The sequence below is a fragment of the Peribacillus sp. NPDC097295 genome, from assembly GCF_044761665.1.
Lineage (GTDB): Bacteria > Bacillota > Bacilli > Bacillales > DSM-1321 > Peribacillus.
In genome coordinates this window covers 500,993-516,182 of the sequence record NZ_JBIWCW010000001.1, presented here as the reverse complement: position 1 = coordinate 516,182, position 15,190 = coordinate 500,993, and the positions used below count along the sequence as shown (strand labels likewise).

Below are 15,190 nucleotides of genomic sequence, written 5' to 3'. Positions count from 1 at the left end.
ATTTTTCGCGCTTCATGGATGGCTAATAGGAGCGTTAACGTCATAAGAAGGCGGCCATTTCAACGTATGATTCTTACAAAAATCATACATTTGAATTTAAGTAAAAAAATACCCTTCTTAAACAATCAGTTTGGGTAAAGGGGGTTTTATAATTGCTAAAGCTTTTGCATATTATATTTGCAATAACTGTCATGTCACTTGCAGGGTATGCATTGATTACTGATGATTATACGATTCAACCATATATGATGTTATTTTTAAGTTTATCGATGCTCGTAATGGGATTAAGAGAATTTCAAAAGGGGCACAAAGGGTACGGCTGGTTAAGTATATGTGCATTTATATTTATTTTATATGTATCAATCATAAGTTTCTTATAGAAATAACGGGGGCGCTAGCTCCATAAGAAGGCTGCCAATTGGCGGCTTTTTAGACTGACGGTCGAATTAATGCGAGTATCGGTTGAATTATTGGCGTTCATGGTTGAATTATCAGCTTGTGTGGTCGAATTAATCCTATCCGTGGTTGAATTCCACCGATTTCAGCTCTGTTTGAGAATCGATTTTGAATGAATTGTGCGTTATACTGAATGAAACTCGTCTTAAAGGAGATTGACCAGCCCGTGTTTAATAGATTAACGAAGAAAACAAAGGTAGCTCTAGTAGCTTCCATCTTATATGTGATTGTACCGACGGATCTCATTCCCGATTTTATAGTAGGTTTTGGACAGGTTGATGACGCAGCTGTACTGCTTTTTCTGGGCAAATGTATATACACAGATTTGTTTGCCAAGAAATCTCGCTCTGAGGTATTGAAAGGTTAATAGATTGATAAGATCATGTAAAAAAAGCCATGCTCCCAGCCGTAAGACTGGAAGGCATGGCTTTTATGTTTACTTTTGAGCGTTAATCCAAAGCTTGCCTGTTGCTCTTTGTGTTGTAACATTTCCATAATGATCTTCGACTTTTACCTCAACGACGGCACCCGGTGCTTTTACATTCGTTGTGGCGGTGTAGTAGCCGACATAGTGTCCGGAAGATGTTTCTTTCATTGGTAATTCCGTTGCATTGGCAAGGCCACCGGCATTTGTCAACGGCAACAAGATGGAGAAGTCTGCGGATAGACCTGGTTCACTGTCAAATTCGATTTTGACGGATTCCCCATTTTTTAAGACCTTATCCTGATTTGGCACTAAACCAGAGATTTCTGGAGCTGTGAATTTCACATCGATGGAGATGGATTTAGTGACTGTATTGCCTGCCTTATCTAGGGCGACTACCTTGATTTTATTGATTCCTTCGTCAAGTAGAAGGCGATAGGAGAAGGTGTTTTCTTTCACATCGGCCTTCTTCCCGTTCACTTTAACAGAATCCAGGTTTTCATCCGAGATGGTACCCTTCACGGTTACCGTTTCGCGGTTCACTTTGCTAGCATCAGTTGGTGAAGTAATGGCGAGTGTTGGCTTTTTGGTATCCACTATCACCGTTACAGGTGCAGATGCCTCGGTTGAGCCTTGGCTAGTCCGCGCTTTTGCTGTCAACGTGTTTTCCCCGTTGTTTAATGTGACAGGAACGGAGAATGTTCCTTCATTGGTAGAATCTGTAGTGGCTACTTTCTCGTCCTTGTTAAAGATATCTACTGTCGTTGTAGGTGCGGATGTACCTTCAACCGTTACTTCTTTTTGATTCGAATAAGCACCGTCTTTAGGAGAGGTGATGACAGGTTCTTTTACTTCGTAATCGACAGTTGCCCGAATCATGTAATTTCCTTCCTCAGTTGGCGTTTGAGTCCAAGCGCCACTTACACCCTGCCAGCTTCGTCCTGCATTCGGTCCATTTTCATCTGTAGCTAGACCAGGGGCATTTGGATTGGCTTTTGTTTGGGTATAAACGATAAAGAAATCGCCTTCAACCATGATTCCATGTTCGTTCAGATCAACATGTGTCCATTGACCGTTACGTAAGGCTGTTTTGTTGAAAGGTCCAGCGATTTTCTTGCCAGGTGATCCGTCTGTTCCTGAAGCATCATAGACGGAAACTTGGAACTCAGTCCCACCTGGGGCAGGCCATGTTGTATCCCAGAAGCGTAAAAGAGCGCCGGTTACATTGGCCGTTTTATTTCCTGAAGCTAAAGACATTTTCACAGCCCAGCTGTTGCCGGCCGCATTATAGGCACGGGCGTTTTCTGCTGTACCGTCGTCATACTTGATCTCATCAGGATACCCGATGAACGGTTTGAGTTCGATATTTTTCGTGCTAGTTCCTTCAGAAATGGTCACGGATGCCTCGTTCCCGTAATAAGAAGGAGCCATGACTTTCAACGTATATGTTCCTTCATAGGCAGTTAGTGAGTATTCACCGTCTGCATTTGTTGTTACTGGTTGAATGGCGGCATCCTCAAGAAGGTAAACGGTCGCACCAGAGACTGGTTCGCCAGTTACTTTATTGGTAATGGTGCCAGTGATGGTTCCTTTAGGAATTTCCTGAAGCGTGAAGTTGGCTGTTGATGTTGCATCCTGTTCGATGTTGACTCGTTTTGTTTGAGATTGATAGCCGTATGTTTCCGCTTGCAATGTAAATGAACCTGTTGCATGTGTCAGTGTGTAGGATCCATCTTGCGGGTTTGCATATACAGATCTACCCGTTTCCAAAACACTCACCTGTGCTTGTAATGGAAGAAGCACTGGAGCAGGTTGTTCTTTTTCAGGTTCTTTTTGCTCTTTTTCCATAACTGGCTTGATTTTATCAGGATTAACTTGCGGTTTAGCTGATACCGAAGAGTCAGACTTATTGACGCTTAATCCCGTTTTTGCTTTTGTCGTCGGTAGAATCGAAGTATCGGCCAGTTTAACATCATCGATATACCAGCCAGGTTTATTGACTGAACCATCGGATGTCACGTTAAAGGCAATATAGATTCGTTCTCCAGCATATTCGCTTAGGTTGACTTCACCATCGATCCAACTATCTGATTTTTCGTTAAGGCGGGCAGCTTGTACCCAGTTCGTTTCGTCTGTGGAGATGAATACATGACCGAAATCATAGTTCTTTTCAAGTTCAAACCATTGTTTAAATTGTAAATAGCTCGTGCCTTCTGGAACATCTACCGGCGGCATAGATAGAGTCATGTTGGCACTATTCGCATAGTTCCCTGCAAGGTTTGTGGCATAGACTTTCTGGCCGGATGCTGCAGATCCCGGACCAGAGGTTGGAACGCCCCATTCCCAGCTGTTGTTCGTTCCGTAAGAGGTCCATCCAGTTGGGTTTTCTTCAAAATCCTGCGTATAGCCTACACTGATACCAGGCAATAGTTCAGTGGAATAAGCATCGCTAGTTGTAATTGTGCCTCCGAAGTCTGTTGCGATCCATTTATACGTAGCGGTTTCTCCAGTCAGCTCGGAACCAGGAATCGTCGCTTCATACGTTCCTGATTTATAATCACCATTCGTTCTCTCGGCTTTGACTTCAGCCCAGCTTCCGTCTGCCTTTTTGTAGCTAAGCTTAACGGCGGTGACACTTACGTTATCCGACACTTCAGCTTGGAGCTTGAGATTCATTTTTTGATAGGAGCTTTCTGGTGCTTTATGAGTAATGACAGCTGCTTCGGTGTCATCTCCAGCCTTAGTGACTGTACCTTCAATTTTCCCTAGTCCGCTTATAACGGAAGAAACGGCGTCAAATGCGTTTACTAGGCCATAGCCATATGCATGATTAGGCGTTTCTGGATAATTGCTGTCTGTCAAAGGAGTAGCGGTTGTCAGTAAGATTTCTTCAAGTTGTTCAACGGTTAAGCTTGCACTCACTTGTCTTAACAGCGCAGCAACTGCTGTGACATGAGGGCCGGCCATCGATGTTCCATTCCATCCGCCTTCATATGCACCACCAGGAACGGCAGACCGAATGTTAACGCCAGGTGCCGAAATATCCGGTTTGATTTCTCCATATGGAGAGGGACCGCGTAAAGAGAAACTTCCGACTCTGTTGTTAATGTCTGTTGCACCAGTGGCAAAGGATTCTGGATAGTTGGCTGGGTTAGCTACCGAACCAGCTCCGCCGGGATTTGTTAATGTCGTATTTCCTGCAGAAAATTCAGGGAAGATTTCAGCTGCTTTCCAAGCTTGTACCATTGGACGGTACCACTCGTCAAGACCAGCTCCGCCTCCCCAAGAGTTATTGACAACATCCGGTGCTTTCTCAGGATGAGGATTACCCGCCGCATCTTTTGGGGCGATTATCCATTCACCGGCTTCCAATAAATCGATATCTGAACCTCCACTTGCAGAAAATGCTTTAACTGCAATGAACTTAGCGCCTGGAGCCACACCGATTTGATTGGCACCATTCGGTTCAGATCCTACCATTGTTCCGATTGTGTGGGTTCCATGACCTAAATCGTCATATGCGGAAGCTTGCCCGCTTACCGCATCAAACCAGTTGTATTCATTGTTTGCGACATCTGGGTTGGCCGGGTTATAGCCACGGTATTTGGTTTTTAATGCCGGGTGGTTCCACTGGACACCTGTATCGATCGAAGCAATAACGGTTCCTGCACCATCAATGCCCATGTCCCATACAGCAGGGGCCCCGACTTTTTCGATGTTCCACTCAATGGAAGACGTTTCGGCTTTCGGTTTACTCACGCTTGAGCCCATAGAGGCTTTCGATTCAAGCGTCTTGCTTGCCGGTGTAATAAGCTGTCTTGTTTCATTTGGCATGATTTTCTCTACTTCTGGAAACACGGCAATTTGCTCCATGACATCCTTCGTGGCTGTCACGGCAATGGCGTTCACGATATAAAAAGATTGAAAGTCCTTTGCATTACCGGCTTTTTCTTGCTTTGCTATATAGCTCTTAATATTGCCTTGCGTATGAAGCGCCGTAGCACGAAGCTCGGAGACAACGCTTGATCGCTTCAGTAACTTTGAATTATTTGCAGATAACTTTTGTGATTTGGCAGTTTTTGCGGCTTTTGAGGAAATGTCCTTGGTGTCCACTTGTTCTTTGAGTTTAACGAGAAAGGTTACCTTTTCTTTTTCTTCAAACTGTTTAAGGACTTTAGAGGCAATTTTTTTTTGATTTTTCCCCGCTATTTCATCTTTAGCTGAGGTATGGAGCTTGATGGAAGATACAGCGTTGGAGTTTGTTGGCATGATCAGTGACCCAGTAAGCATGATAGCGAATCCCATCGCTAGCCACTTTGTTCTTCTTTTTTTTCGCAAATTATTCCCCCCTATTCTATTTTCAAAGAACAAAAACGTTGGCCGGTCTACAGATAGAATCCACCTCCATTCTTTATAGATGGCCAGTATGTACAACACTGATGTTCTCCCCAATGATAGCAAATCGTTAAATGAGAAAATTGTCGTATTATGGGACGGTAAACTTGCATGATTAAAAATGAATAGATTGTAGGAAAGTTTTATTTGGTAAAATAAGGAATAATACCTTCTCTTTTTCGAACAAATGTAGTCATTCATAGAAAAAATATGCTATTTTACGAGTGTCAAAAGAACTTTTCTTATACGTGATATTTGAAAATGGTAGTAAAGAATGAATAGTTAAACTAAGATTGATAAACAATGAGGGTGTGAATGGTCAAATGGATATAACCAATCCCACTCGATGTCAAAAGTAAAACAGCTTCGTGAGCGCTCGTATGGGCATTTAGGGTCGGGTCTCGTTTTATCAAGGGCAGTAACGGGTATTATCCTATAAAAAGGAAATGAGGAAAATTCATGTGGAACGCGGTCTTATGGGGTGGGATTTCAGGTTCGGCCGTTTTGCTCGGGGCCCTTGTGGCTCTTTTCGTTCCAATCAAGAAGCAGATAATTGGGTACATTATGGCATTTGGGACAGGTGTTTTAATCGGTGCAGCGGCCTATGAGTTATTAGGCGATTCCGTTCGTGATGGGGGAATCCTAGCGACATCGATTGGTTTTATAGCCGGTGCAGCGATGTTTACTGTCTTGGATTTTCTTGTTTCAAAGAAGGGGGCATCTAAAAGGAAACGCTCCAATCATTCTTCTTCGAAGGAAGCAGGCATGGCAATCTTCATAGGGACCGTGATGGATGCGATACCAGAGTCGATCATGATCGGAGCGAGCATGATTAGTGGAGGATCTGTTAGTTGGTTGCTTGTCATCGCCATTTTTATCAGCAACATTCCAGAAGGACTTTCCAGCACAACGGGGTTAGTGAATAGCGACTATTCGAAGAAGAAAATCATGGCTCTCTGGTTTTCTGTATTGTTGATTTCGGCGGTCTCATCAATGGGAGGCTATCTTTTTCTCGATCATGCATCGGAAGCTATGATGGCAGGGATGGCAGCCTTTGCAGGTGGCGGGATTATCGCCATGATTGCTTCCACCATGATGCCCGAAGCGTATGAAGACTCAGGTCCCATCACGGGGATTTTCGCTGCGGCAGGCCTGCTCGTCTCATTGGTTCTGGATTCGATGTGAGTGTCATAGAATGCACCAAAATAGGAAGCGTATCCTGCTAACTGGGATACGCTTTATTTCATTGAAGTATTTTCTCAATAGCATCGGAATGATAATGTCCTTTAAGTTCTTGTATGGATAAGTATGGTGATATCCATCCATACAATATAGTGAAATAAGATATAAAGAGGCTACATATGAAATGCAGGTAAATGATTCTTCAGGGGATTATGCTTTGAAAATTAATTTGAAGGGCTTGTTAATCCAATAATAGACTGATATTTTTGAATAAATATTCACTTGTGTATATAGTAAATATTTATAAAATTCTTAATTTAATGTACAATACATGTAGTTAATATTTTTGTAGAGTAGTATTAATAAGAAGAAAGGGGATATGTATGGTACTCATTGGTGTTCTATTAATCATGATCGGATTCTTACTTAGAATCAATTCGGCAGTGGTGGTAACGATTTCCGCACTTGTAACAGGGATGATTGCCGGTATTCCCATTACCAGTATTATTACGCAATTTGGTGAAGCTTTTACAACTAACAGGTACATGTCTATCCTCATAGTCACACTTCCGGTTATTGGGCTGCTTGAGAAGAATGGTCTCCAGCAGCAAGCTTCAAGGATTGTATCAAAAATTAAAGCTATCACGGTTGGTCGTGTATTGACCATGTATTTATTGATCAGGGAAGTCGGAGCTGCTCTTGGTTTGAACAGTCTTGGAGGTCATCCCCAGACTGTACGTCCGCTGATTGCCCCGATGGCAGAAGGGGCTGCCCTAACAAAATACGGGAAGCTACCTGAGAAAGAGCAACAGGAAATCCGTGCACACGCAGCGGCTACCGATAATATCGGCTTGTTTTTCGGAGAAGATATTTTCGTGGCGGTTGGTGCCATTTTATTGATGAATGGATTCTTTGAACAGAACAATATCCCTGCTGACCCAATATCCATGGCATTATGGGGAATTCCTACGGCCATATTCGCTTTTATAGTACATGCCATTCGCCTCCGTATGTTTGATAAAAGGCTGGACAAGCGTTTGGGCAGTCGGGATAAATAACAAAAAACAGCCAGAAGAGAGAGTGAGCATCGTTTATGATATTCTCAGTTGAAATGATTTACATATTGATGGGCATCATTGTTCTAGGTTGCTCCCTATATATTTTCACTGATCGGACGAACAGTCGCCGGTTGACTACGGGAAGTTTTTACTTGATTTATTCCATTACATTAATGTTCGGTAAAGTAATTCCACCATTTTATATTGGGCTTATGGTTATTTTTATGGTTTTAATTATTGTAGGTGGCGGGTTAAAGAAAAGCGAACATGTTGAAGAAAGCATTACTGTAAAGGAAGAGCGAAGAAAACGACTTGGCGGCCGGCTTTTTCTGCCTGCCATCTTGATTCCTATTTTAACTTTGGCTGGTTCTAAGCTACTAAGCGGAGTTGAAATTGGTGGTAAGGCATTGCTGGATCCATCTAATGTAACGATGGTTGCATTAGGCCTGGCGTGTTTGATTGCCATTATTGTTGCGATGTGGATGACTCGAGGAACACCTACAGGAGCTGTGAAAGAATCACGTCGCCTACTTGAATCCATTGGTTGGGCTGTATTGCTGCCACAGCTACTTGCAACTTTGGGAACCATTTACATGAATGCAGGGGTTGGTACGGTCGTGTCCAAAGTGGTGACAGCCATCATTCCAGAAGATTCGCTATTTTTAATAGTCATCATTTTCTGTCTCGGGATGACTATATTCACGATGATCATGGGAAATGCCTTTGCTGCCTTCCCAGTCATGGCTGCAGGAATCGCCATTCCTTTTTTGATCAATCAATTTGACGCTAATCCCAATCATATAGCGGCCATATCTATGTTTGCAGGTTATTGTGGAACCTTGATGACACCGATGGCGGCCAACTTTAATATTGTGCCGGCAGCCTTGCTGGACTTGAAAGATAAGAACCATGTCATAAAAGTTCAAGTTCCAACAGCTTTAGCAGTATTAGCGTTCAATATCTTACTTATGTACATACTTGTTTCATTAGAAGTATAGGAGGGGACGGCATGAAGCAAAAAGTGTTATTAACCGGTTTTGATCCCTTTGGCGGAGAGAGTCTGAACCCTTCCTGGGAAGCGGTAAAACAGTTACATGGAGAAGTTATTGATGATGTGGCTCTAGTTGCTGAACAAATTCCAACGGTATTCGGGAAATCAGTTGCAGTATTGGAGCACCTCATCCAGAAGCATGATCCTGACATCGTGATCTGTGTAGGACAAGCCGGGGGGCGGCAACACATTACACCTGAACGAGTGGCAATCAATATGAATGATGCTAGAATCCCAGACAATCAGGGAAACCAGCCTATTGATGAGCCGATTGTAGACAATGGACCAGTAGGCTATTGGTCTACGATTCCCATCAAAAGAATGGTCGAAAACATGAAGGAAAGCAACATTCCTGCATCGGTATCCCATACTGCCGGAACCTTTGTATGCAATCATATCTTCTATAGATTAATGGACCATATCACACGAACCAAATCAGACATCCGGGGTGGATTTATCCATATTCCTTTCATTCTGGAGCAAACCATTCATAAAGAAGCGCCTAGTTTAAGCCTTGCGACAATTGTTAAAGGCATAAAAATAGCTGCTGTCACAGCTGCTAAATATGAATCGGATATCCATACCGTAGGCGGGACGACCCATTAATTCTAATGATTACTTTACTTGTTTAGTTACCTGTCATAATTGACCTCATGTTTATGATGGATTTGTCCTTTTGCTGTTGAGCAGAGTACAATTCATCCTATCATGAGGTTTTTTGTGGTAAAAACTCATTTTCGTTCAATAGAGAAATGGAAATCATTGAGAATGGCTGTTTTCGTAAACTTTGTTGTTTTTGTTTGTATTTTTGTAAAAAAAGAACAATTGTTCTATAATATGTAATATAAGTAAGTGTGGAGGTGTAATTAATGAGACCCAACCTAACGAAAGATATAAGTGTAAAAAGTTTTAAAGATTTCTATTGGTTAAAGGAAGAATTGCAAACTTTTTGTAGGAAAAATGGAATAAGTGCTTCTGGTTCTAAAATAGAGATTTCAAATAGGATTGAAACATTTCTTCGGACAGGCGAGATACAGAAACCTATCAGAAAATCAAAACCTATTAAGAAGCTGGAATCTCAATTAGATATGAGCCTTGATACAGTCATTACGGGTAACCATCGTTGTAGCCAAGATGTGAGAGCCTTTTTTAAGACGATTATCCCGAAATTTCATTTTTCTACGTATATACAAACCTACTTTAAAAATAACGTAGGAAAAACGTATCGTGATGTTGTAGATGTTTGGTATGAGGAAGAAGAACGGAAGAAAGACCCTTCGTACAAGAAAAATATTGCACCTCAATTTCAATATAATCAATTCATTCGTGACTTTTTTGCTGACTCGAAAAACCAAGGGCAAAGTCGAGAAGATGCGGTTGAAGCCTGGAATGAAATCAAGAAACTTCCTGGAAGTAATAAATATACTTCTAATAATTAGTTAAGCACATCTTAGCATTTCAACCGTTGTATGATTTGAATTTCGACAGGCAGAAACCAGCATTTGTTTGACAGTTCATCAATGCTATTTTTTTACCTAAATGAAGCCAACCGAACCAGCAGAGGTAATTATCCAAGTATTTTGTTGCTACCCCTTGAAAACGCTCCATCCACCTTTTCAAACGTGAGAATTATTGACTTGTTGGAAAGAAACTTACATGCATCTCAAGGACCTAAAATCCAAGTTGAAGGTTAGCGCTTTTTTTCTACTCATCTTTTAATAAAGGGAGAGCTTATTTTGAAAGCAGTCATTCAAAAAATTGGTTACATAAATTGTATAGTAATAGGATTCCTTTTATTTTTATGGATCGGTGTCTTTTTAATTGGAGGGATAGTGGGCGCCTATTCATGGACCCTACTCAAACTAATTCTACCCTTTATAGGGGCAATTGGTTTGCTAATAAATGTAGTCATTTTTATCATTCTACTATCAAGAAAAAGGAAAGGAGTAAAGGTTGTTTTTAATGCGATGGTAAATCTATTGATGTTTTTCCCTATATTAATGACGATGAACATCATTCCTTTTGCTTATCCTAATACAGTTGAACAAGCGCAACCAGCGGTCACTGTAAATTTCCCTTTAAAGGAACAGACAGTAATTGGTTGGGGTGGGCAATATGTAAAAGATAATTTACCGCATGCCATATGGTCATCTGAGAGATGGGCATATGACTTAGTGATGGAACCATTCAATATGAACAGTGATAACAATGAAGATTACGGTATTTGGAATAAAGAAGTTCATTCACCCGTTTCTGGTGTAATCAGTGCCACATATGATGGTGAGGGGGATATTACGCCAGGTTCAGAAGACTTTCATTCACTAGAAGGGAATTACGTATACATAGAATTAGAAGAGACAGGTACCTATCTACTACTGAACCATTTGAAGAAAGATAGTGTCGTAGTTAAGGTAGGAGATAAAGTGAAGCCAGGTGATTTATTGGGGCGTGTAGGGAATAGTGGTTCGTCTTCGGAGCCGCATTTGCACATCCACCATCAAAGACAAAATCCATCTAAGACTATTCATCCTGTATTGGCAGAAGGACTTCCTTTGTTTTTTGAAGAGATAAGTGGTAGTTCAATGCCAGTAAAGGGTGATATTATAGCACCGAAAACTAAATGACAAGAATTTCTTTAATAGTCTTTAACGGGCGGATTTACTGGTCGAAAAGACTTCCAACAGAGGCAGATAAGATGGCTGAGTTCATGCTTAAGAATAGTAAAACGGAAGGGGGAGTCCCAGTGAAACATATCTTATTTAACCAAGCAGCATCTGGCTCATTAAAGCATGCATTAAAAGGTGAACGTGTAGACATCATTGCTTTTCCGGACTCCTTGGGTGCAGGGCCCATACATCGTTTATTGACGGAAGAAGGTATTACAGAAAGGCTGGAATGGCTACAGAAAGCCTACCGTTTCGATGAAAAGATGAGTCAACAGTATGTGGCTTTGTTTCATGATGCGATAATCCGCATTCAACAGATAGAAGAAGGGGATTCGGTGATTATTTGGACTTGTGAAAATGCGGCGGAACAATTTGGCTTACGCTTAGTAAGTCATCTATTGTCAGGGAAAAAATGTGCGATTTCTGTATGTAACACATATTTCCCCATGCTGTATTTCCATGAAGATAAACATGCACAATTTGATATCCGCCATTCCGGTGAGGTTAGCCCTGACCAAATGAAGCAAATGTTAAAGCTGAATGAATTAGAGCAACTTACTGAAGGTAAGATAGCTCTATTAAAGAACGAAGCGCTCCAATTAATGGAGGGACATTCCACTGTTCGGACATGGGTTAGAGGAAGAATGATAGAGGATATAGAATCGAGAGATGATGAAAGCATCATCCAATATGCAAACGAATTTCAATCTAAATATGGGGTGGACGAATTTTATAACGCAACCCGTTTGATTGGCCATGTTTTAGGGTGGAGTCAGCATGACATAAGTGATACTTGGATTGATTACCGTTTACGTATGTTGATCAAAAATGGAGTTTTTGACTACACCGGTGATACAAGGGATATGCGTTCCTATCAAGTTCGACTGAAAAAGGAACCGAAACAATAAAACTCGCACATTCCGTGAATGTGCGAGTACATCAAAAGTCAGGCTTCTAATTGATTGACGAAAAGTTGCGTAATGTCCTTTGGCCGTGTGATCGCCCCGCCGACGACGCTCGAATGAGCACCTAGATCCATGCATCTTTTATACATGTCGGGTGTCATGACATTTCCTTCCGCAATGACCGGGATGTTCACATGCTGGAGGACCTGCTTTAAAAATTCAAAATCATCGTCATAGAGTTTTCTTCCAGACGTTTCTTCCGTGTAGCCATATAATGTAGTGGAAATACAATCAAATCCCAATTTTTCAGATTGGATGGCGTCCTCTAAAGTAGCTATATCTGCCATGAGTTGAATGGAAGGATTTTTTTCTCTAGCGTATTTCACTAAGTCACGTAGAGGAATGTTTTCTGGTCGGACTCGATTTGTGGCATCCATGGCGATCATTTCACAGCCGCTTTCTAGCAACTCATCGATTTCCGCAAAAGTGGCGGTTATAAACACGGAGCTATTGTCATAATCCCGTTTAACGATACCGATTACAGGCAAATCCACTTCTTTTTTTATCGCCAAAATATCTACATTGGAGTTTGCGCGTATTCCTTTAGCACCGCCTTGTTTAGCGGCCAATGCCATTTTGGACATGATGAAAGGACTATGTAGAGGCTCATTTGGTAAGGCCTGACAGGATACGATTAAACCACCTTTAACTTCATTTAACATGAACTGTTTCCCCCTTGAAAAAATGGATAGACCGCCCCGTATAGGGAGGCGTCATTATATAATTGAGCGATTTTCAATTCTGTCTTTACAAACCCATTAGGTAGAAAAATGGGCAGCTGTTTCTGGATATGGTCTAGTAAATAGGTACCTTGGCGAGAGATTCCTCCGCCTATTAGGATACAGGTGGGGTCCACCATAAGGATGATTTGCGCCAATCCTTTGGCCACTTCCTTACTCCAAGCTTCAATAATGGCAAGAGATTGATCTTCACCGAGCTTCGCTTTCTCAAAGACTTTCTTTGTTGAAATACCTTCACCGAGTTCTCCTTCTATCATTCTATTTAAAGCAGAAGTGGATGCCCTCGATTCATAGTTGGTTTGTGTATTCGGATTATATAAAAGATAACCGACGGAGTGTGCTAGATGATGTGCCCCGTCGATGATCTTATTATGATAATAGGCCCCGCCGATCCCTGTTCCTAACGTGATGCAAAAGACATCGTTTTCGTTTTGGGCAGCACCTTGCCAAAGCTCACCGATCAAAGCTGCATTCACATCGTTTTCGACAGAAACGGGTAAATGGAATAGTCGAGATAAATGAGCTTTAAAGGCGGTGCCTTTATAGTTTTTTATCGTTGGACCAGCATAGATGATTTCCCCTTTTTCTCGGTCGACGATCCCAGCTGTACTAATGCCTACGCCGCTAATGTCCGTATGTTCGGAAACAGAGGAAATGATGGATTCCACTTGTTTAAGGATGGCGTGATCATCATTTTCTTTCGTGGCTATCTTTTGGTGCCCATGCAACTGTTTCTGATCATTCAAGAGGGCATATTTAATAAAAGTACCGCCGATATCAATCGATAAATAATCAGCCATTTTATCACCCTACACTTTCGTTTGTCTAATATGGTTAATGAGTAGTGTTTTGGCTTGCTCACCGTTCCCGTTAAGGAGTGCTTCGACAATGTTTCTATGTTCATTGATTAACAATTGATATTCTTCGAGTGTTATATTGTGATGTTGAATTTGGAAGAAATAACTGGTGATCATGTTTGTCATTTGAATGAATAAGTCATTATTGGTTGCTTGCAGAAGCTGTTTGTGAAATAAGGCATCAGCTTCTTTAAATTCATCTTGGGTTGTGGCGTTTTTACTTTCTTCAACCATTTCCTTTAAACGTGTCAAGTCGTCCATTTTGTGATGCTTGATGATTTCATCGATGGCACTTGATTCAAATATAGCTCTCAAACCGAGGATATCACGGATATTCCCGCTATTTATTTGCCATAAAAAGAAGAAATTATCTAAAAGGTTTTCGATGTTGGATTCATTTAAAAACGCACCCTGACCTTGCCTGATGCGAATGACATCCGTATTTTCCAGATAACTCAATGCTTCTCTGACTACAGACCGGCTTACGCCGAACATTTCCGTGAACTTGCGCTCAGTAGGGAGTTGATCGCCTGCTTTTAAGTTTTGCGAAATAATATAATGTTTAATTTCCTGGATGACCGTTTTCTTTAGTGGCTTTTTTTCAGCCGTATTAATGGGTTCCATTTGTTTCCTCCAAAGTATTGATAAAACGAAAAATGGGTTGGAAATGTTCCTTCAATACCCGTTGTGCTTGTGGCAAATCTTTCTGGATAATTCCGTCAATGATTTGTTCATGCTGTTTATATGAATCGATAAGTGTATCCTCTTTTTCCAAGAAATCGATTATAGCAAGTGCGAAATACTCACTGATTACTTCGCTAAACTTAAAATAGGTCTCATTATTCGTTGCTTTAATGATGGCTTGATGAAATAAGCGGTCGGAGTTTTTCGTGTCTTGCTTTTTCAAGATCGCTTCATGATAGGATTCATTGAGGGCGTGGAGGTGACCAGTATCCACGTCGACTTGTTTCTCTATGATTAATCTCAAGGCCCCCAACTCGATGACTTCCCGGATTTCCATTAACTCTTTCATTTTCACGCCATACGTGTCGTAATAATGTTTAACTATCGTATGGATGGAATCAAATGTAGGTTCAGCGATGTAAACTCCGCCTCCTGGCTTTATAGTCAAGATCCCAACCGTTTGGAGGGAGATTAATGCCTCTCTTACAACCGTCCGGCTCACTTGCAACTGTTCGACAAGTTCCTTTTCAGTGAGAAACTTATCATTCGGCTTCAACTTATTTTCTACGATATGGTTCTTGATTCTTTCCATCGCGATTGTGACCAGTGAGGTCTTATGTATTGCCACGTAACCACTCCTTTATCTATGTCTACCATATTGAGGGAATGAAGGAAAGACATTACTAAATTTTGTTGACATTTTTAAGAAAGG

14 protein-coding genes and 1 pseudogene are annotated in these 15,190 nt (G+C 41.4%); 9 read left to right on the top strand and 6 right to left on the bottom strand.

The window, feature by feature from the left end; all coding sequences use genetic code 11:
- The first annotated feature begins 152 nt into the window (after positions 1–152).
- Positions 153–380: a YczI family protein gene (locus tag ACIQXN_RS02600; RefSeq protein WP_402961444.1), complete on the top strand. Its 228-nt coding sequence runs from the start codon at positions 153–155 to the stop codon at positions 378–380.
- Between the two features lie 242 nt (positions 381–622).
- Positions 623–823, top strand: a complete 201-nt coding sequence (locus tag ACIQXN_RS02595; protein WP_402961442.1) for a YkvA family protein — start codon at positions 623–625, stop codon at positions 821–823.
- A 69-nt stretch (positions 824–892) separates the two neighbouring features.
- Here the strand turns inward: ACIQXN_RS02595 and ACIQXN_RS02590 are convergent, their stop codons facing one another.
- Positions 893–5,218 carry a S8 family serine peptidase gene (locus tag ACIQXN_RS02590; RefSeq protein WP_402961440.1) on the bottom strand — a complete coding sequence of 1,442 codons (4,326 nt, stop codon included), beginning with the start codon at positions 5,216–5,218 and terminating at the stop codon, positions 893–895.
- A 516-nt stretch (positions 5,219–5,734) separates the two neighbouring features.
- Here ACIQXN_RS02590 and ACIQXN_RS02585 point away from each other — a divergent pair.
- The 5 genes from ACIQXN_RS02585 (at position 5,735) to ACIQXN_RS02565 (ending at position 10,005) form a co-directional block, all read left to right on the top strand.
- On the top strand, positions 5,735–6,460 hold the full coding sequence (locus ACIQXN_RS02585) for a ZIP family metal transporter (RefSeq protein WP_402961438.1): 726 nt from the start codon (positions 5,735–5,737) through the stop codon (positions 6,458–6,460).
- A gap of 380 nt (positions 6,461–6,840) precedes the next feature.
- Positions 6,841–7,515, top strand: coding sequence for a DUF969 domain-containing protein (locus tag ACIQXN_RS02580; protein ID WP_402961436.1), 675 nt, complete (start codon positions 6,841–6,843; stop codon positions 7,513–7,515).
- A 35-nt stretch (positions 7,516–7,550) separates the two neighbouring features.
- Positions 7,551–8,513: a DUF979 domain-containing protein gene (locus ACIQXN_RS02575; RefSeq protein WP_402961434.1), complete on the top strand. Its 963-nt coding sequence runs from the start codon at positions 7,551–7,553 to the stop codon at positions 8,511–8,513.
- Positions 8,514–8,524: 11 nt separating this feature from the next.
- A complete protein-coding gene (pcp, locus tag ACIQXN_RS02570) occupies positions 8,525–9,172 on the top strand; it encodes a pyroglutamyl-peptidase I (RefSeq protein WP_402961432.1) in 648 nt (215 codons plus the stop codon).
- A 263-nt stretch (positions 9,173–9,435) separates the two neighbouring features.
- A complete protein-coding gene (locus tag ACIQXN_RS02565; protein WP_402961430.1) occupies positions 9,436–10,005 on the top strand; it encodes a DUF6434 domain-containing protein in 570 nt (189 codons plus the stop codon).
- On the opposite strand, the pseudogene ACIQXN_RS02560 reads toward ACIQXN_RS02565, so the two are convergent.
- A pseudogene (locus tag ACIQXN_RS02560) lies at positions 10,006–10,189 on the bottom strand (IS1595 family transposase); the annotation flags it as partial.
- Between the two features lie 113 nt (positions 10,190–10,302).
- On the opposite strand from ACIQXN_RS02560, the gene ACIQXN_RS02555 reads away from it, so the two are divergent.
- Entirely contained in the window at positions 10,303–11,190 is an 888-nt protein-coding gene (locus ACIQXN_RS02555; protein WP_402961428.1) for a peptidoglycan DD-metalloendopeptidase family protein, read from the top strand.
- Between the two features lie 119 nt (positions 11,191–11,309).
- On the top strand, positions 11,310–12,140 hold the full coding sequence (locus ACIQXN_RS02550; protein WP_402961426.1) for a DUF1835 domain-containing protein: 831 nt from the start codon (positions 11,310–11,312) through the stop codon (positions 12,138–12,140).
- 38 nt (positions 12,141–12,178) lie between these two features.
- Here ACIQXN_RS02550 and ACIQXN_RS02545 read toward each other — a convergent pair whose 3' ends face one another.
- The 4 genes from ACIQXN_RS02545 to ACIQXN_RS02530 are packed head-to-tail and all read right to left on the bottom strand — an operon-like array spanning position 12,179 to position 15,106.
- Positions 12,179–12,859 carry an N-acetylmannosamine-6-phosphate 2-epimerase gene (locus ACIQXN_RS02545; RefSeq protein ID WP_402961424.1) on the bottom strand — a complete coding sequence of 227 codons (681 nt, stop codon included), beginning with the start codon at positions 12,857–12,859 and terminating at the stop codon, positions 12,179–12,181.
- Positions 12,853–13,737, bottom strand: coding sequence for an ROK family protein (locus ACIQXN_RS02540; protein WP_402961422.1), 885 nt, complete (start codon positions 13,735–13,737; stop codon positions 12,853–12,855). The genes ACIQXN_RS02545 and ACIQXN_RS02540 overlap by 7 nt, the downstream gene beginning before the upstream one ends.
- A gap of 9 nt (positions 13,738–13,746) precedes the next feature.
- Positions 13,747–14,418, bottom strand: a complete 672-nt coding sequence (locus ACIQXN_RS02535) for a FadR/GntR family transcriptional regulator (RefSeq protein ID WP_402961420.1) — start codon at positions 14,416–14,418, stop codon at positions 13,747–13,749.
- Entirely contained in the window at positions 14,405–15,106 is a 702-nt protein-coding gene (locus ACIQXN_RS02530) for a FadR/GntR family transcriptional regulator (protein WP_402961418.1), read from the bottom strand. Before ACIQXN_RS02530 ends, ACIQXN_RS02535 begins: the two co-directional genes overlap by 14 nt.
- Positions 15,107–15,190 lie beyond the last annotated feature (84 nt).